Below are 17,110 nucleotides of genomic sequence, written 5' to 3'. Positions count from 1 at the left end.
ACAGGCCGCCGGGGCGGGGTCTGTCACTCGCTGTGCGGGAGCGGACTCAGCTGAAGTCCGGGCCCTTCTCGCGCCCGCGCTTGAGCTCGTAGAAGCCGGGGTAGGACGCCAGCGCCAGGGCGCCGTCCCAGACCTTGCCGGCCTCCTCGCCCTTGGGCGCCGGGGTGAACACGGGACCGAAGAAGCCCACGCCGTTCACGGCGATGCACGGGGTGCCGATGTCCTGACCCGCCACGGCACGGGCCTCGTCCGTGGAGGCCCGGATGGCGTCGTCGTACTCGGTGGAGTCCTTGGCCGCGGCGAGGTCTGCCGGCAGACCGACCTCTGCGAGGGACTCGGTGATGATCGCCTCGAGGTCCTGCATGCCACCGGGGTGACGACGGGAGCCCATGGCGTCGTAGAGCTTCTTGTAGTACTCGCCGCCGTGCTGCTCGGCCGCGGCCTGGATCACGCGCACGAGCCACATGGACTCGTCGTGACCGTGGTGGTGGTTCTCGGGGTTGTCCTCGTTGAGGATGCCCAGGGAGATGATCTTCCAGTCCACGTCCACGTCCCGGATGCGCACGACCTCCTCCATCCAGCGGGAGGTCATCCACGCCCACGGGCAGAGGGGGTCGAACCAGAAATCGACGTGCTGCTTCTCAGACATACTGAATCCTTTCGTGCGTTCTCCGCGGTCTCACGCGGACTTGTGACGTCGCCGCTCGGCCTCGATCATCTCGTGCGTGAAGATCTCGGGGTCCGCGATCTTCGCCACGGCGTCCTCGGTCACGAGCACAGCGGCGATGTCGTCCCGGCCCGGCAGGTCGAACATGACCGGCATGAGGATGTCCTCGAGGATCGCGCGAAGACCGCGTGCACCCGTGCCGCGCTCGATGGCGAGCTCCGCGATGGCCTCCAGGGCCTGGGGGTCGAAGGTCAGCTCCACGCCGTCCAGCTGGAACAGCTTGCGGTACTGCTTGACCAGGGCGTTGCGGGGCTCCGTGAGGATCCGCACCATGTCCGGGACCGAGAGCTTGGAGAGGGTGGTCACCACTGGCAGCCGCCCGATGAACTCCGGGATCAGCCCGAACTTCAGCAGGTCCTCCGGCTGCACCTGGCCCGTGAGGTCCACCTCCGAGGTGTCCTTGATGGGCGCCCCGAAGCCGATGCCCTTCTTGCCGGTGCGCTGCTGGACGATCTCCTCGAGACCGGCGAACGCGCCGGCCACGATGAACAGCACGTTGGTGGTGTCCAGGTGCAGGAACTCCTGCTGGGGGTGCTTGCGACCGCCCTGCGGCGGCACGGAGGCCACGGTCCCTTCCAGGATCTTCAGGAGCGCCTGCTGGACCCCTTCGCCCGAAACATCACGCGTGATCGAGGGGTTCTCCGATTTACGAGAAATCTTGTCGATCTCGTCGATGTAAATAATCCCGTGCTCCGCCTTCTTGAGATCGAAATCAGCGGCCTGGATGAGTTTGAGAAGAATGTTCTCCACGTCTTCACCGACGTACCCCGCTTCGGTCAGGGACGTGGCGTCCGCCACGGCGAACGGGACGTCCAGCTTCTTGGCGAGCGACTGCGCCAGGTAGGTCTTGCCGGAGCCGGTGGGGCCCACGACCAGGATGTTGGACTTGGCGACCTCGATGGCCTCCTCGTCCCCCTCCGAGCCCGCGATGGACAGCGTGTGCCCGGAGACCCCCGCACGAATGCGCTTGTAGTGGTTGTACACCGCCACGGCCAGGGCACGCTTGGCGGGCTCCTGCCCGATCACGTACTCCTGGAGGTGGTCGTAGATCTGCTGCGGCCGGGGAAGCTCCGTCTGGTCCGTCTCCGTGACCTCGGTGAGCTCCTCCTCGATGATCTCGTTGCACAGCTCGATGCACTCGTCGCAGATGTAGACGCGCGGACCGGCGATGAGTTTGCGCACCTGCTTCTGGCTCTTGCCGCAGAAGGAGCACTTGAGCAGGTCGACGCTCTCTCCGATGCGCGCCATGTATCAGCCTCACACTTCGTCTCGACGGGTCTGCCACCACTCTAGGCGAGCCGATCGCGGCGCGCCCAATCATCCGGACAGCCATGACGGCCACAGCGCGAAGCGTCTGCGCCGTGGCCGCCGTGCGGTCCGCTCCCCCGTGCTCTCAGGCCTGGGTGACGGTGGAGGGCTTGTTGATCTTGCGGGAGTCCAGCACCTGGTCGATGATGCCGTACTCCTGCGCTTCCTTGGCCGTGAGGATCTTGTCGCGCTCGATGTCACGGTTGATCTGCTGCACGTCCTTGTTCGTGTGCAGCGCCATGGTCTCCTCCAGCCACGTGCGCATGCGCATGATCTCGTTGGCCTGGATCTCGATATCCGAGGCCTGGCCGCCGCCCTGGCCCTCCATGGCGGGCTGGTGGATCAGCACGCGGGCGTTGGGAAGCGCGAGGCGCTTGCCCGGGGTGCCGCCGGCGAGCAGCACGGAGGCCGCCGACGCCGCCTGGCCCAGGCACACGGTCTGGATCTCCGGGCGGATGTACTGCATGGTGTCGTAGATGGCCGTCATGGCCGTGAACGAACCGCCCGGGGAGTTGATGTACATGGTGATGTCGCGGTCCGGGTCCTGGGACTCGAGCACGAGCAGCTGCGCCATGATGTCGTCTGCGGAGGTGTCGTCCACCTGGACGCCCAGGAAGATGATGCGGTCCTCGAACAGCTTGGTGTACGGGTTCTGACGGCGGTAGCCGTAGGGGGTGCGTTCCTCGAAGTCGGGGATCACGTAGCGGCTGCTGGGCAGCTGCGGTGCGGTGGCGTGGGGCAAATTCATTGGTCCGTCCTGAGAAGTCTGGGGATGGTTCGTGGCGCGGGCGCCGGTGCCTACTGGGAGTCCTTCATGGTCCCGCCGCCACCGGTCACGTTGCCGGCGGACTGCGCGATCTGGTCGAAGAAGCCGTACTCCAGGGCGCGCTGGGCGTCGAACCAGTTGTCACGGTCGTTGTCGCGCAGGATGGTCTCGAGGCTCTGGCCGGTCTGCTCCGCGGTCAGTTCCGCGAGGCGCTGCTTCATGGACAGGATCAGCTCGGCCTGCACGCGGATGTCCGAGGCGGTGCCGCCCATGCCGCCCGAGGGCTGGTGCATGAGGATCCGGGCGTTGGGGGTCGCGTAACGCTTGCCCTTGGTCCCGGAGGAGAGCAGGAACTGGCCCATGGACGCGGCGAGGCCGGTGGCCACGGTCACGACGTCGTTGGGGATCAGCTGCATGGTGTCGTAGATGGCCATGCCGGCGGTCACCGAGCCGCCCGGGGAGTTGATGTAGAGGTAGATGTCCGCCTCGGGGTCCTCCGCCGAGAGCAGGAGCATCTGGGAGCAGATCAGGTTCGCGTTGGTGTCGCGCACCTCGGAGCCCAGCCAGATGATGCGCTCCTTGAGCAGACGGTTGTAGACGTAGTCGTCCTGACCACCCGGTGCCATGTCCTCCATGCGCGGAGTGACCGGTGCGGCACCGTACGGCTGAATGGGAGTGGAGGTCATGAATGCCCTCTTTCTTCTGGACGGGTCCGACCGCCCCGACGGCACGCCCGGACCCATGAACACTTGCTGTCTCAGAGCGTAGTGGCCGCCTCCTCGCACGGGCCGCGGTGTTCCGGGCTGTTCGCTTCTGGCGCATGGTGGCACGCGGACAGCGAAACGCCACGGCGACCCCGCGTTCGTGCGGGGTCGCCGTGGCGTTTCAGGGCCTCGCGCCGGGGGCTCGGGAGCCGACGGCGCGCGGTGGTCACTCGGTCTCGGCAGCGTCCTCGGCGGCGTCGTCCGCGGTGCCCACGAAGGAGGAGAGGTCCACGGCCTTGCCATTGGAGTCCTTCACGGTGGCCTGCTCCAGGACCTTGGCCAGGGCCTTGCGGCGGCGCACCTCGCCCACCATCATCCCGGCCTGGCCGGAACCGTCGAGCATCTGCGCGAACTGGTTCGGGTCCATGCCGTACTGCTGGGACATGTTGATGATGTAGTCGATGAGCTCGGACTGCTCCACACCGACTTCCTCGGCCTCGGCCACGGCGTCGAGGATGATCTCGTTGCGGAACGCGGTCTCGGCGTTCTTGCGGACCTCCGCGCGGTGCTCCTCGGTGTCGTGACCCGGCTCCGCGGAGGCCTGGGCCTGCTCGGAGTCGAAGTGCTGGGCGAGCTGGTCCTCGATGACCTTCTCCGGCACGGGGACCTCGATGAGCTCCACGAGCTTCTCGAGCACCTTGTCGCGGGCCTCGATGCCTTGCTCCACCACGGCGGACTCGGCGACCTGCTTCTTCAGGTCTTCCTTGAGCTCGTCGATGGTGTCGAACTCGGAGGCCAGCTGCGCGAACTCGTCGTCCGCCTCGGGCAGCTCGCGCTCCTTGACGGCGGTGACCTTGACCTTGACGGTGGCCTGCGCACCGGAGTGCTCGCCACCGGCCAGGGTGGTCTCGAACGTGGCGTCCTCGCCGGCGGAGAGACCGGTCACGGCCTCGTCGATGCCCTCGAGCATGGTGCCGGAGCCCACCTCGTAGGAGAGGTCGTTGGCGGCGTCGACCTCGTCGCCGTCCACCAGCGCCTGCAGGTCGAGGGTCACGTGGTCACCCTCGGCGGCGGGACGGTCCACGGACTTCAGCGTGCCAAAGCGGGCGCGCAGCTCGTCCAGGGCCTTCTGCTCGTCCTCGGCGGAGGCCTCGCGCGCCTGGACCTCGACCTCGAGGCCCTTGTAGTCCGGCAGCTCGATCTCGGGGCGGATGGCCACGGAGATCTCCACCTTGGTGTCCGCCTCGCGGTTGTCCTCCTCCGGCTTGGAGAGGACCTCCACCTGGGGCTGGGAGAGCGGGGTCAGCTCGTTCTCCGCCAGCGCCTGCTGGTAGAAGGAGTTGAGCCCCTCGTTCAGCGCGTTCTCCACCACGAAGTCGAAGCCCACGCGCTGCTCGATGAGCTTGGCGGGGATCTTGCCCTTGCGGAAACCGGGGATCTGGATCTGGTTGCCCAGCTCCTTGTAGGTCTCCTGCAGGAAGGGCTTCAGATCCGCGTAGGTGATGTCAATGGTGATCTTCGCCTCGGTGGGATTGAGTTTCTCGACGGCGCTCTTCACTTCCGCTGTACTCCTGGGGTCGTTGGGTGCTTGCTGCAACGGACCGGGGTCGGTCCGGTGGGTCCACGGGCGTCACGGCACGCGGCCGTGGCGCCCAGACGTCGGGGTGACAGGACTCGAACCTGCGATCTCCTGCTCCCAAAGCAGGCGCGCTAGCCACTGCGCTACACCCCGTGGTCACGTGCTCGGCACGTGCTCCGTGACCGCGCGCAACGCTCTGGGACGCGCACGGGACGGGTGCCGACGCGCCCGCGGGCGGGCCGACAACACGACAGTCTATCGTGTCGCGGGCTCCGGGCCGGGAAAGCACGCCATGAGCGCCCGCGGGTGGCAGCCGCCAGGGGTGCTCGTGTACTGTCGTCATCGTTCCCGGGGGCGTAGCTCAATGGTAGAGCCCCAGTCTTCCAAACTGGCTACGCGGGTTCGATTCCCGTCGCCCCCTCACAGTGGCAGATTCGCCGTTCCGATCACACCCCGCAGACCTCGCACTGCGGGGTTTTTCGTATCTTGCGCCCTCCTCGCCCGGTCCCGGTGTGCCACCCGGGAACGACGACGCCGCGCGGCCGGGTGCCGCGCGGCGTCGTCGCCCGAGCAGACCGGACGGGCCGTCAGCCGGCCGCTCAGGCCTGGCAGACGGGGCACCAGTAGAGGCCGCGCCCGTTCAGGTCCTTCTTCAGGACGGTGGCCCCGCAGCGCAGGCAGTCTTGACCGTGGCGGTGGTAGACGTAGTTCGCGTGCTCGGGCCACGCCTCCGACTCCGGGATGCCCGGCCGGTCCTCGGGGTCCGTGGTGATGATGCGTCCCACGCGCACGCCCACGTCCATGAGCGCCACGTTCTCGTCCCACAGCCCCCGCAGGTCCTCGGGCGTGAGGGACGTTCCCGGGGTCATCGGGTTCACTCCGCGCCGGAACAGCGACTCGGCGCGGAAGATGTTGCCGATCCCCGAGACCACGTCCTGCTCCATGAGCAGCACGCCGATCGCCCGCCGGCTGCGGCCCGCCTTCGCCAGGAAGGGAGCGGGGTCCGCGTCCGGGTCCAGCGGATCGGGGCCGAGCTTCGCCTCGGCGGCCCGGGCCTCCTCCGGCGTCTCCACCGCGCACAGCGCGGGGCCGCGCAGGTCCGCCCACCCGTGCTCCCCCGCGAGCCGGGCCCGCACGGCACCCACGGGCGCCTCGGGGACCACGCGCCCGGCGTCGTCGTGCGCCACGGCCGGGGCCTGCGAGGAACCGGACTCGCGCTCCCCCACCCGCCGCGGGGCGCCGATCGACGACGCCGCCGCGGACGTCTCGTCCCCCACGAAGCTCCACGCCCCGTAGATGCCCAGGTGCGAGCGCATCACGAGCACGTCCTGCGGGTCCTGCGGTGCCGCGAAGTCCAGGTACAGGTGCTTGCCGTGGGCGCGGGCACGCGTGAGCACCCGGCCGTCGAGCAGCTGCGCCCCGGCGGAGAAGCGCCCCTGGGGGCTGGACACGCTCAGCCGCTGACCCGTGAAGAGGTCACCGAGCTGGCGGGCAAGTCGGTGGATCGAGTGGCCTTCCGGCACGGGGTGCCCCGCTCAGCCGCGCGTGAAGGGGCGCGGGGTGATCGCGGAGAGCTTGCCCGCGATGTCACCCGTGCGCTCGAACTCCGCGAGCTGCTCGATCCGGCGCACGTGGCGCTCGTCGCCGGAGAACGGCTCGCGCAGGAACGTGAGCACGAGAGCGAGCGCCTCCTCCTTCTCGTGCTGGCGGCCGCCGAGGGAGACCACCTGGGCGTCGTTGTGCTCGCGGGCCAGCTTGGCGGTGTCCTGGTTCCAGGCCAGCGCGGCGCGGATGCCCTGCACCTTGTTCGCGGCCATCTGCTCGCCGTTGCCGGAGCCGCCCAGCACGATGCCCAGCGAGTCCAGGCCGTTCTCGCGGTCCTCGCGCACCCCCATGGCGGCGCTGATGCAGAACGCGGGGTAGTCGTCCACGGCGTCGTACTCCTCCGGGCCGTGGTCGATCAGCTCGAAGCCCTCCTCGGTGAGGCGCTCCATGAGGTAGTGGGACAGCTCGAGTCCCGCATGGTCGGTGGCGATGTGCACGCGCATGGTCTTCTGCAACTCCTAGGTGGGTTCCCGGGTGTCCCCCGCGCACCGGACGTGTGGCACGCCGCAAGGACAGGACGTGGTCCCCACCATATCGCCGACCGCCCCGCAGGCCCCGTGCCGGCCGGGACCACCGGGGAGTTGCCGCGACTGCCATAATGGCCAGATGCCCCGCGCGGTCATGGAAGTAGTCGTCGAGGAGAGGAACGCCGTCGTGCCCGGAACCAACCTGACCCGAGCGGAGGCCGCCCAGCGCGCGCAGACCGTGTCGGTGCAGTCCTACCGCGTGGCCCTGGATCTCACCACGGGCCCGGAGACCTTCACCGTGCGCACCACCGCGGCGTTCACCGCCGAACCCGGTTCCGAGACGTTCATCGACGCGATCACGGCGTCCGTGGAGTCCGTGACCCTCAACGGCTCCTCCCTGGACCCGGCGGAGGTCAGCGACGGCGAGCGCATCCAGCTCCCGGGCCTCGCGGCGAGCAACGAGCTCGTGGTCGAGTCCACGATGTACTACATGAACACCGGCGAGGGCCTGCACCGCTTCGTGGACCCGGCGGACGGTGAGGTGTACCTATACTCGCAGTTCGAGGTCGCGGACACCCGGCGCATGTTCCCGGTCTTCGAGCAGCCGGACCTCAAGGCCACGTTCGAGTTCTCGGTCACGGCCCCCGCCGCGTGGCAGGTGGTCTCCAACCAGCCCACCCCCGAGCCCGTGGCCGTCTCTGACGGCGTGGCCCGCTGGGACTTCTCCCCCACGCCCGTGATGTCCTGCTACGTCACCGCGCTGATCGCCGGCCCCTACCTGAAGACCACGGACAGCCTGGTCTCCGCGGACGGGCGCACGATCGACCTGGGCCTGTTCGCCCGCCGCTCCCTGTTCGACTACATGGACGCGGACGAGATGTTCGAGATCACCAAGCAGGGCTTCGAGTTCTACGAGTCGCAGTTCGGCGTCCCCTACCCGTTCGAGAAGTACGACCAGCTCTTCGTGCCGCAGTTCAACGCCGGTGCCATGGAGAACGCGGGCGCCGTGACGTTCGTGGAGTCCTACATCTTCCGCTCCAAGCCCGCGCAGGCGCGCGTGGAGCGCCGGGCCATCACCGTGCTGCACGAGCTCGCGCACATGTGGTTCGGGGACCTCGTGACCATGCGCTGGTGGAACGACCTGTGGCTCAACGAGTCCTTCGCCGAGTACATGTCCACGCTCGCGTGCGCCCAGAACACCAAGTACACCAACGCGTGGACCACGTTCGCCGCCGGCGAGAAGTCCTGGGGCTACGCGCAGGACCAGCTGCCCACCACGCACCCCATCAAGGCCGAGATCCCGGACCTCGAGGCCGTGCTCGTGAACTTCGACGGCATCACGTACGCCAAGGGCGCCTCCGTGCTCAAGCAGCTCGTGGCATGGGTTGGTCAGAAGGAGTTCATGGCCGGACTCAACCGCTACTTCGGCAAGCACGCGTGGTCCAACACCGAGCTCTCCGACCTCATGGTGGAGCTGGAGGCGGCGAGCGGACGCGACCTGAAGCAGTGGTCCGAGCGCTGGCTCGAGACCGCGGGCGTGAACACCCTGATCCCCCGCATCACCGCGGACGCGGACGGCGTGATCACCTCCTTCGCCATCGAGCAGATCGGCCAGGAGGGCCACCCCACCCTGCGCCCGCACCGCGTGGCCGTGGGCTTCTACGACCACCGTGAGGACACGGGACGCCTGACCCGCACGCTGCGCGTGGAGCTGGACGTGGACGGCGAGCTCACCCAGGTGCCCGACCTCGTGGGCCGTGAGCGCCCGGACCTGGTGCTGCTCAACGACGACGACCTCGCCTACGCCAAGATCCGCCTGGACGAGTGCTCGCTCGCGACCGCCATGAACCACCTGGGCGACTTCGACGAGTCCCTGCCGCGCTCCCTGGTGTGGGCCGCGGCGTGGGACTCGGTGCACGACGGCGTGAGCCCGGCGAGCGACTACGTGCGCCTGGCGCTCGCCAACGTGGGCCACGAGACGGACTCCACCGCCGTCCAGGTGCAGCTGCGCCAGCTCGACACCGCCCTGGACCACTACCTGGCCCCGGAGCACGCGCAGGCCGTGCGCGAGTCCGCCGCCGACGAGCTGTGGCGTCTCACCGAGGCGTCCGATGCCGGCTCCGACCACCAGTGGCAGTTCTTCCGCGCCTTCCTGCGCCGCGCGTGCACCGATGCGCAGCTCGACCGCGTGGCGGGCTTCGCCAAGGGCGAGGGCGTGCCGGAGGGCGTCGAACTGGACACCGACACACGCTGGTCCGTGCTGACCGCCCTCGTGGCCGCCGGCCGCAAGGGCGCCGAGGACATCGCCGCGGCCCTGCGCGAGGACAACACCGAGACGGGCGCGATCGCGGCGGCCACGGCGTCGGCAGCGATCCCCACGCCCGAGGCCAAGGCGGAGACGTGGCGACTCGTGGTCGAGGAGGGCGCCCTGCCCAACTCGCAGCAGCAGGCCGCGATCGCCGGGTTCTTCCGCGTGCACGACGACGCCCTGGTCACCCCGTACGCGCAGCGCTACTTCGCGGACGTCACGGGCGTGTGGAAGGACCGCACCCACGAGCTCGCGCAGCAGATCGCCGTGGGCCTGTTCCCCCGCCACACGAGCCAGGAGGTCGTGGACGAGGCGCAGCGTTTCCTCGACGCCCTGGACCCCGCGCTGAGCGGGCTGCGACGCATCGTCCTGGAACGCCAGGACGCGGTCCGCCGCGCCGTGCGCGCCCAGCAGGTCGACGCCGTCGCGCTGGGTGAGGCCGACGACGCCGGGGCCGCCCGGTGAGCGAGTCCGGCCCCACCGATCCGCAGGCCGCTCCCCCGGCAGGGCGTCGCACGTTCACGCTCGGTGCCGTGGGCTCCCGCTCCGCGGGCGGCTCCGTGACGCAGCCCCCGCAGCAGGTGGGGGACGCGCGCGAGGCGGCCGAGGCGGCGTCGTCGGACTCGTTCTACGCGCAGGTGGGCGGGCACGAGACGTTCGTGAAGCTCACCCACGAGTTCTACGCACGCGTGGCTGAGGACCCGGACTTCAAGGCGCTGTACCCCGAGGAGGACCTGGGCCCCGCCGAGGAGCGGCTGCGGATGTTCCTGGAGCAGTACTGGGGCGGGCCCACCACGTACTCCGAGCAGCGGGGCCACCCGAGGCTGCGGATGCGCCACGCTCCGTTCCCGGTGGACACGTGGGCGCGCGAGACATGGCTGGCGCACATGCGCGCAGCCATGGACGCCGTGGAGCTCTCCCCGCTGCACGACGGCATCATGTGGGACTACTTCGAGCGCGCCGCCCACGCGATGGTCAACCGGCCGGGCTGACCTCGGGGCGCTGATTTCCAGACGGCTGGTCCGGCAAGGCCTCGTGCTCTGTCGGACCGGCCCTCAGCGCGGAAGCTTCACCAGCACGTGGCCCACGCCCGTGCTCAGACGCACCCACTGGCCCGTGCGCTCGGTGGCCACGTGGACCTCCTGCGCGGAGGGCGGCACGAAACCGAGCACGTCCAGGGCGAAGGCGGCACCGTCCGGCACGGCGGGACCGTCCGCGGGACCCCATCCGGAGGCGGCACCCCACACGCGGGCCCGCACCTTCTGCACGACGGCCGCACCGGAGTCCGCGGGGACAGCGTCCGAGACGGCCTGGACGCCCATCCGGGCGACGTCGCGCACGAGCGCCGCCGGAACCGCTCCCAGGGCGCTCCACCCGCTGCGCGGCGCAAGGATTCCCGCCCAGGAGGCGAAGACCTCCTGGGGCGGGGCAGTCAACCAGACCGGGGCGGCGTCGTTGCCCCCCGAGCCCACCCGCGCCAGCCGGTCCGTGATGGCGGAGGCGGCCACGGTGGCGTCCAGGCTGGAGGGCTCCGCGAGACCGATGGTGCGCAGGCCGAGCACCACGGGCGCGGTGTCCAGCAGGCCCGCGGGGTGGATCACCGAGACCCACACCGCGAGCACCTGTCCCATGGCCTGCAGCCGGACCGCGGCCTGCGGGTCCACGGAACGGGCGCGGCTCACGTAGGTGGCCAGGTCCGCGGCGTCGCGGTGGTCGAGCAGGGAGAAGCCCGCGACAGGGTTCTCGGGAGCGGGTGTCATCGGGCGTGGTCGTACTTGACGTCGTCCTCCAGGGAGGCGAGCAGCGCCTTGTGGTCCTCGGAGAGCTTCACGCTCTTGCCGGTCTCCGGATCCATCATCACGATCACCGACTCCCCCTGCGCGTACACGTGGGAGCCGTCCTCCTCCTGGAGACTGTAGGAGATGGTGAAGGACGAGCCGCCGATCTTCGAGATCCACGTGCGCACGATCACCGGGTCCATGCGGAAGAACAGCTGCTCCTTGTAGTCCACGCTCTGGTGCGCCACCACGGAGCGCAGCTCCCCCACGGACTCGCGGAACGTGGTGTCCTCCGGGATCCCGTGGTCGGGGTCCTTCTTGATGGGTGACGCGGTGAGCCGCACGCGGGCGTCCTCGAAGTAGCGCAGCATGGTCACGTTGTTGATGTGGCCGTACTGGTCCTGGTCGAAGAAGCGCATCTGCACGGGGACGTTGAGGGAAGTCATGCTCCCATCACACCACATCCACGGCGCGGATTAGAGTGGGGCCCATGACTGTCGATCCCACCCAGGAACCCGTGGCCGCGCTCATCGAGATGCTCGACCTCGCGGACGGCGGCGGGGCCCGCACCACCGAGGACATATTCGTGGGGCACACCATCACCACGCCCCGCGCCCGGGTCTACGGCGGGCAGGTGCTCGCCCAGGCCGCCATGGCCGCGATGCGCACGGTGGACCCGGAACGCGCCATCCACTCGCTGCACGCGTACTTCCTGCGCGGCGGGGACATCAACCTGCCCATCACGTTCGGCGTGGAGCGCGTGCGGGACGGCCGGTCCTTCTCCGCCCGGCGGATCCACGCCTACCAGGAGGGCAAGACGATCCTCTCGGTGATCGCCTCCTTCCAGGACGCCGCGGAGGGTCTCGAGCACCAGGACGAGATGCCCGCGGGCGTCCCCGACCCGGAGTCGCTGCCGACCCTGCGGGAAACGCTCGGGGCGCTGGACATCCCCGAGGCCCGCGCGCAGGCGTTCGAGCGGCCCTTCGACATGCGCTACATCACGCAGCCGCTGTTCCTGCCGTGGCAGGGTTCCACGGACTCCTACAACGCGGTGTGGGTCAAGGCTCTGGCGCCCCTGCCGGACGATCCCGCGATCCACCGTGCGGCGCTGGCCTACGTGTCCGACTACACGATGATGGAGCCCATCCTGCGCCGCCACGGCCGGTCCTGGGGCGAACGCGGCATGAACGTCGCCTCCCTGGACCACGCGATGTGGTGGCACCGCTTCGCCCGCGCGGACGAGTGGATCCTCTACACGCAGACCTCGCCGAGCGCGTCCTCGGCACGCGGGCTGTCCATCGGCAAGATGTTCACCCGCGACGGCGCGATGATCGCCACCACGGTGCAGGAGGGCATGATGCGCCTGCCCGAGTTCCACTGACCGGGGTCAGTGCCACGGCCGTGAGCAGCAGGCCGCCGGTCACCGTCCACCGGCCCCGCACCGTGAGCACGTCCCCGTGGGGAGCGGGGAGCGGTCGCGGCAGGGCCACGGTGAACGTCCCGTCCGTTGCGACGACGGCGTCCACCTCCTCGAAGCCCAGCCACTCGTGGCGCAGCGGGTACCAGAGTTTGTAGACGGACTCCTTGAGGCTGAACACAATCCGGCCCCACGCGACGTCCGGGCGGCTGCGGTCCAGCGCGGCCACGCGGTCCCGCTCCGCCGGTGTGAGCGTCAGGTCCAGGACGTCCTCGGGCAGGGGCAGGTGCGGCTCCGCGTCGATCCCGAGCCCCAGGACGTCTGCGCTCCTGGCGACCGCGGCGGCACGCAGCCCCTCGCAGTGCGTGATGCTTCCCACCACACCGCGGGGCCACAGTGGCTCGCCGCGCTCTCCCCGTCCGATGCCCGCGGTGGGACGGCCCAGCAGTTCGAGGGCCTCGTGGGCGCACGAGCGTCCCGTGGCGAACTCGGCGACGCGCGAAGGCACCGCCGCGGCGACGGCGGCCGCCTCCTCCGCGCGCGGCGTCGCTGTGACGTCGTGGCCGCGTGCCACGACCACCGCGCCCGGTGGCAGGAGCGCATGGAACGCCTCGCGGGCGGCGTCGGCGGCCGCGTCTCCGGCGGAGTCGTGGGTACAGGGGTGCGCGGGCGAGCCGTCGCCGGGTCCGGTCCGACCGTGAGCGGCGTCGGCATCATGGCCACCGGCGCGGGCGCCGCCGGACTCGCTCACGGTTCTTCCTCCCGCGCGTGGGACGCGTGCCACAGCATGGCGTAGCGCCCGTCCGTGGCGAGCAGCTTCTCGTGCCCGCCGTCCTCGATCACCGCGCCGTCGGACATCACGAGGATGCGCTCGCACTGCGCGGCTTGGTCCAGGTGGTGGATCACCGTGACGGAGGTGCGCCCGCGGCACACTGCGCGCACCGCCCGGGCGAGGGTCTCGGCCTCGTTGCGCGCCGCGCGGGACACGGGTTCGTCCAGGACGACGACGCTCGGCGCGAGCAGGGCCACGCGGGCCAGGGACAGCTGCTGGGAACGCATGTCCCCGAGGCCGGGGCCGCCGTCCGCGAGGGGCGTGTCCAGACCGTCGGGCAGGGAGCGGGCCCAGTCCCTCAGGCCCACGGTGTCCAGGGCGGACCACACGGCGTCGTCGTCCGCGGCGGGCAACGCCAACGTGAGGTTCTCGCGCAGGGTGCCCGCGAAGACGTGGCTCTCCTGGGAGATGAGCGCGACCAGCCGGGCCCGGTCGGCGGGCCGCAGGGCGTGCGGGTCCTCGCCGCCGATCCGCACGGTCCCGCGCGTGGGCGTGCGGACACCGGCCACGACCGCGGCCAGGGAGGACTTCCCCGCCCCCGAGGCGCCCACGAGGGCCACCGAGGATTCCGGCTCGACGTCGATGCTGACCTCGCGCACGGCGTGCCGGGCCCCGTAGTGGACGTCCAGATCGCGCACGACGACGTCCGCGTTCGGGCGCTCGCGGCCGGTACCGGGCGTCGTCGTCGCGGAGCCCGGGGCGGCGTCCGGGGGCGGGGACCCCACAGCCCCGCGTTCCGCCCACGGGCCTGCCTCCGAGCCGTCGGGAGCGAGCCGGGCGAGGCCCACGATCCGGCCGAGGGACGTGTACGCGGACTGCAGCTGGTCGAGCATCATCAGCGCGGTGCCGATGGGCCCGTAGAGCCGCAGGAAGAACAGCACGGCGGTGGTCGCGGCACCCAGGGTCACGGTCCCGCTGCCGAGCAGTGCGAACGTGGTACCGAGCAGCGCGGCCAGGCCCAAGAACTCGGCGAGGTTCACCCCGCCGAACAGGCGCGTGGTCGCGATCTGGGTGAGCACCACGAGCCGGGAGACGAGCCACGACGGCACGACGAGCCGACGCCGCATGAAGCCCTGCGCACCGAAGCCGCGCAGCACCGGGGCGCCGCGGACGGCGTCGAGCACCATGCCCGCACGGACGGCACGCTGCGCGCGCTCCGCCCGGTAGAGCGGCGGGGCCTCGCGCAGGTAGCGGCGCACCGCCACGGTGTAGACGGGCACCGTGACGACGACGAGCACCGCGGCGAACGCCCAGTGGATGCCGGCCATCCCGACCGTGGTCACCACGATGCCCGTCACCGCGGCGATCGCGGACGGCAGGGCGGTGTTGACCGCGGAGGTGACGGCGGCGACGTCGTCGCTGGAGCGGGAGACCACCTCGCCGGATCCCAGGGACTCGGCGCGCTCCTGGTCCAGGGTCAGTGCCGCGGCCACGGCCTCCTCGCGCAGGTCCGCCACCACGCGGTCCGCCGCGCCCGCGGACCAGGCGGTGCCCAGACCGTTGAGCACGGAACCCAGCACGAGGGCGCCGAGGAGCACCGCGAGCACGCGCCACGGGTCGCCGTCGCCCACCAGGGGGTGCTGGGTGTCCGTGCCGGTCACGGCGTCCACCACGCGGCCCAGCACGAGCGGCAGCACGAGGCCGCAGCCCGCCGAGGCGAGCAGCACCGCGAGGGAGCCGAGCACCCGGACGAGCTGGGGGCGCAACCGCTGTCCGACGGCTGAGAGCACCTCGCGGCTGCCGGCGGTGGGCAGGGTCTGCGGAGCGTTGTCGACCGAACCGCGCGCGGCGGCGGCGCGGGAGTTCTGGAGGGTGCTCACCGTGCGGCCTCCGAGCTGCTGGCCCCCGCGGTTGCGGGGCGGACCGGATGGGGGCCGTCCGTCCGGTGCGCTGCGTTCTCCCCCGCTGAATTTTCGTGCGCCCGGTCTTCGTGCATCCGGTTCTCGGGTGTCCGGTCCTCGTGCGCCTGGTGCTCGTGTGCACCGTTCTCATGCGTGCACTCGGTCTCCGTGGCGGGCACGGTCACCACGCGGTCCGCCAGCGCGTGCCACACCTCAGAGGCCGTGAACACCACGGTGGCGCTGCCGCTGCGGTGGGCGGCCACGGCCTGCGCCACGGTCACCTCGGTCACGGTGTCCAGGGCGGAGGTGGGCTCGTCGAGCACGAGCAGCGGGGCGTCCGCGGCGAGCGCGCGGGCCAGGACCACGCGTTGGCGCTGGCCGCCGGAGAGGTGGCGGCCGGCCTCGCCGGTGCTGGTCGAGCGGTCCTCGGGCTCCTGCGTGCGGTCGTGGTCAGCGGTGGTGGGACCGCTCGCGGGCGTCACCGGGTCGAGGAACTCGCGACACTGGGCGACGTCCAGGCACCGCTCCACGGTCTCGGCCGGGGCGTGGTCGAAGCCCACGTTGCGGTGCACGGGGGCGTCGAACACGTGGTCGTCGCCGGAGGCCGCCAGGGCGTTCTCGTGGGCGGTGATCCGCCGCGGACCGGCCAGCAGATCGAGCAGCGCGGGCTTGGCGGCCGCGGGCGCGTCCACGACGAGGAGCTCGGAGGCGCCCGGGAGGAGGGCGGCGTCGTCGTCCTCGGGGTCGTGGTGCTCGCGCGGCGGGGCCTGCAGCACCGCGAGCACACGGCGAGCGGAGGCGAGGCCCGTGGCCCACACGACCCCCACGTTGCGTCCGAGCACGGTCATGGGATCCACGAGCAGCTGGGACACGGCCACGACCACCACGAGGTCCCCGACGGACAGCCGCCCCACCATGGTCTGCTGCATGGCGACCACGGCGGTGAGCACCACGAAGACGCCGCCAGCCAGCTGCGTCACGGCGCTGAGCATCCCCCGGCTCACATTGGCGGTCAGGGCGGCACGCAGGGCGGTGTGCGACGTCGAACGGTAGCGGCGCGCCGCCTCCCGTCCGGCACCGAGGCCGGCGACGACGCGCAGCCCCGTCAGGTGGTCCACCGCGGAGTCCGCGGCGGCACCGGCCGTCTCCTGGGCGCGGTGCTGGCGCGCCGCGAGCGGGGCGGCCAGGCGGTCCGCGACGAACGCGGTCACCGCGGCACCCACCAGGACACCCACGCCGAGCGGCCACCACACCGTCACGAGCACCGCGCCGCCCACCACCACGGCGGCGAGCTCTCCCACCGGCAGGAACGCGAGCAGCTTGGTGCGGGCCACGGCGGAGGCGTCGGTGCCGGCCACGGTCATCAGGTCACCGGTGGTGCGGGCACGACCGCCCGAGCCCTCGGGCCGGGTCAGGGTGTCCGTGACGCGCATGCGCAGCTCGTGCTCCACGTAGCTCATGGCCGCGTGGCCCATCCGCCCACCGATTCGGTAGGAGAAGGAGAGCACCGCGAACACGACCGCGAGCAGCAGCACCACGAGCACGGTGCCGCGGGCGTCACCGGCGGCGATCGGCCCGTCCAGCGCACGCCCCACGACCACGGGCACGAGCACCTCGCCGAGCTGGTGCGTCACTGCGAGCATCGCCGCGCCCACGGTCAGCCCGGGCCGCGAGCGCAGCACCTGGCCCACGAGACCGGCGGGGGTGGTGTCCTGCGTAATGGAGAGGTACGTCCTGCGGTCCTCGTCCACCGGCGGTTCGAGCAGTGTCCGCACCCG

The 17,110-nt window shown here is 71.0% G+C and carries 15 protein-coding genes and 2 tRNA genes; 4 read left to right on the top strand and 13 right to left on the bottom strand.

The genetic code is table 11. The annotated features are described in order from the left end of the window. Nucleotides 1-46 precede the first annotated feature (46 nt). From KVA01_RS07285 to KVA01_RS07260, 6 genes are all read right to left on the bottom strand, one after another. A complete protein-coding gene (locus KVA01_RS07285; RefSeq protein WP_141269516.1) occupies nt 47-649 on the bottom strand; it encodes a mycothiol-dependent nitroreductase Rv2466c family protein in 603 nt (200 codons plus the stop codon). A gap of 30 nt (nt 650-679) precedes the next feature. After that, on the bottom strand, nt 680-1,975 hold the full coding sequence (gene clpX / locus KVA01_RS07280) for an ATP-dependent Clp protease ATP-binding subunit ClpX (RefSeq protein ID WP_068469001.1): 1,296 nt from the start codon (nt 1,973-1,975) through the stop codon (nt 680-682). 145 nt (nt 1,976-2,120) lie between these two features. After that, a complete protein-coding gene (locus KVA01_RS07275; RefSeq protein ID WP_068469000.1) occupies nt 2,121-2,783 on the bottom strand; it encodes an ATP-dependent Clp protease proteolytic subunit in 663 nt (220 codons plus the stop codon). A 50-nt stretch (nt 2,784-2,833) separates the two neighbouring features. Continuing rightward, the gene (locus KVA01_RS07270) at nt 2,834-3,436 is read right to left on the bottom strand and encodes an ATP-dependent Clp protease proteolytic subunit (RefSeq protein ID WP_055083911.1); all 603 of its coding nucleotides are present in this window, start codon (nt 3,434-3,436) and stop codon (nt 2,834-2,836) included. Nucleotides 3,437-3,731: 295 nt separating this feature from the next. Next, nucleotides 3,732-5,063, bottom strand: coding sequence for a trigger factor (gene tig / locus KVA01_RS07265; protein ID WP_068468998.1), 1,332 nt, complete (start codon nt 5,061-5,063; stop codon nt 3,732-3,734). 101 nt (nt 5,064-5,164) lie between these two features. Further along, a tRNA-Pro gene (locus KVA01_RS07260) sits at nt 5,165-5,237 on the bottom strand. A 197-nt stretch (nt 5,238-5,434) separates the two neighbouring features. On the opposite strand from KVA01_RS07260, the gene KVA01_RS07255 reads away from it, so the two are divergent. After that, a tRNA-Gly gene (locus KVA01_RS07255) sits at nt 5,435-5,505 on the top strand. A gap of 178 nt (nt 5,506-5,683) precedes the next feature. Here KVA01_RS07255 and KVA01_RS07250 read toward each other — a convergent pair. Together KVA01_RS07250 and KVA01_RS07245 are read right to left on the bottom strand one after the other, a co-directional pair. After that, nucleotides 5,684-6,607: an Fpg/Nei family DNA glycosylase gene (locus KVA01_RS07250; RefSeq protein WP_068468996.1), complete on the bottom strand. Its 924-nt coding sequence runs from the start codon at nt 6,605-6,607 to the stop codon at nt 5,684-5,686. Nucleotides 6,608-6,619: 12 nt separating this feature from the next. Continuing rightward, nucleotides 6,620-7,132: a ribose-5-phosphate isomerase gene (locus KVA01_RS07245; protein ID WP_068469054.1), complete on the bottom strand. Its 513-nt coding sequence runs from the start codon at nt 7,130-7,132 to the stop codon at nt 6,620-6,622. A gap of 211 nt (nt 7,133-7,343) precedes the next feature. Between KVA01_RS07245 and pepN the strand changes: the two genes are divergently transcribed. Together pepN and KVA01_RS07235 are read left to right on the top strand one after the other, a co-directional pair. Beyond that, nucleotides 7,344-9,929, top strand: a complete 2,586-nt coding sequence (gene pepN / locus KVA01_RS07240) for an aminopeptidase N (protein WP_141269539.1) — start codon at nt 7,344-7,346, stop codon at nt 9,927-9,929. Between the two features lie 116 nt (nt 9,930-10,045). Further along, a complete protein-coding gene (locus tag KVA01_RS07235; protein ID WP_068469053.1) occupies nt 10,046-10,456 on the top strand; it encodes a globin in 411 nt (136 codons plus the stop codon). 63 nt (nt 10,457-10,519) lie between these two features. Here KVA01_RS07235 and KVA01_RS07230 read toward each other — a convergent pair whose 3' ends face one another. After that, nucleotides 10,520-11,224 carry a DUF8185 domain-containing protein gene (locus tag KVA01_RS07230; RefSeq protein ID WP_068468992.1) on the bottom strand — a complete coding sequence of 235 codons (705 nt, stop codon included), beginning with the start codon at nt 11,222-11,224 and terminating at the stop codon, nt 10,520-10,522. Beyond that, complete coding sequence (locus KVA01_RS07225; RefSeq protein ID WP_068468990.1) at nt 11,221-11,688, bottom strand: acyl-CoA thioesterase; 468 nt, start codon at nt 11,686-11,688, stop codon at nt 11,221-11,223. The genes KVA01_RS07230 and KVA01_RS07225 overlap by 4 nt, the downstream gene beginning before the upstream one ends. Before the next feature lie 44 nt (nt 11,689-11,732). Here KVA01_RS07225 and KVA01_RS07220 point away from each other — a divergent pair, with 44 nt between their 5' ends. Continuing rightward, nucleotides 11,733-12,623, top strand: coding sequence for an acyl-CoA thioesterase (locus tag KVA01_RS07220; protein WP_068468988.1), 891 nt, complete (start codon nt 11,733-11,735; stop codon nt 12,621-12,623). Here KVA01_RS07220 and KVA01_RS07215 read toward each other — a convergent pair. The 3 genes from KVA01_RS07215 to KVA01_RS12945 are packed head-to-tail and all read right to left on the bottom strand — an operon-like array spanning nt 12,553 to nt 17,107. Continuing rightward, on the bottom strand, nt 12,553-13,410 hold the full coding sequence (locus tag KVA01_RS07215; RefSeq protein ID WP_197461453.1) for a 4'-phosphopantetheinyl transferase family protein: 858 nt from the start codon (nt 13,408-13,410) through the stop codon (nt 12,553-12,555). The genes KVA01_RS07220 and KVA01_RS07215 overlap by 71 nt on opposite strands. Beyond that, nucleotides 13,407-15,311: an ABC transporter ATP-binding protein gene (locus tag KVA01_RS07210; protein ID WP_068468987.1), complete on the bottom strand. Its 1,905-nt coding sequence runs from the start codon at nt 15,309-15,311 to the stop codon at nt 13,407-13,409. The genes KVA01_RS07215 and KVA01_RS07210 overlap by 4 nt, the downstream gene beginning before the upstream one ends. After that, the gene (locus tag KVA01_RS12945; RefSeq protein WP_068468985.1) at nt 15,308-17,107 is read right to left on the bottom strand and encodes an ABC transporter transmembrane domain-containing protein; all 1,800 of its coding nucleotides are present in this window, start codon (nt 17,105-17,107) and stop codon (nt 15,308-15,310) included. Before KVA01_RS12945 ends, KVA01_RS07210 begins: the two co-directional genes overlap by 4 nt. Between the last annotated feature and the right edge of the window lie 3 nt (nt 17,108-17,110).

It is taken from the genome of Kocuria varians (assembly GCF_006539885.1).
GTDB classification, from domain to species: Bacteria; Actinomycetota; Actinomycetes; order Actinomycetales; family Micrococcaceae; genus Kocuria; species Kocuria varians.
Note: the sequence above shows the minus strand (reverse complement) of the source record. Positions and strands in the feature narration are given on the sequence as shown.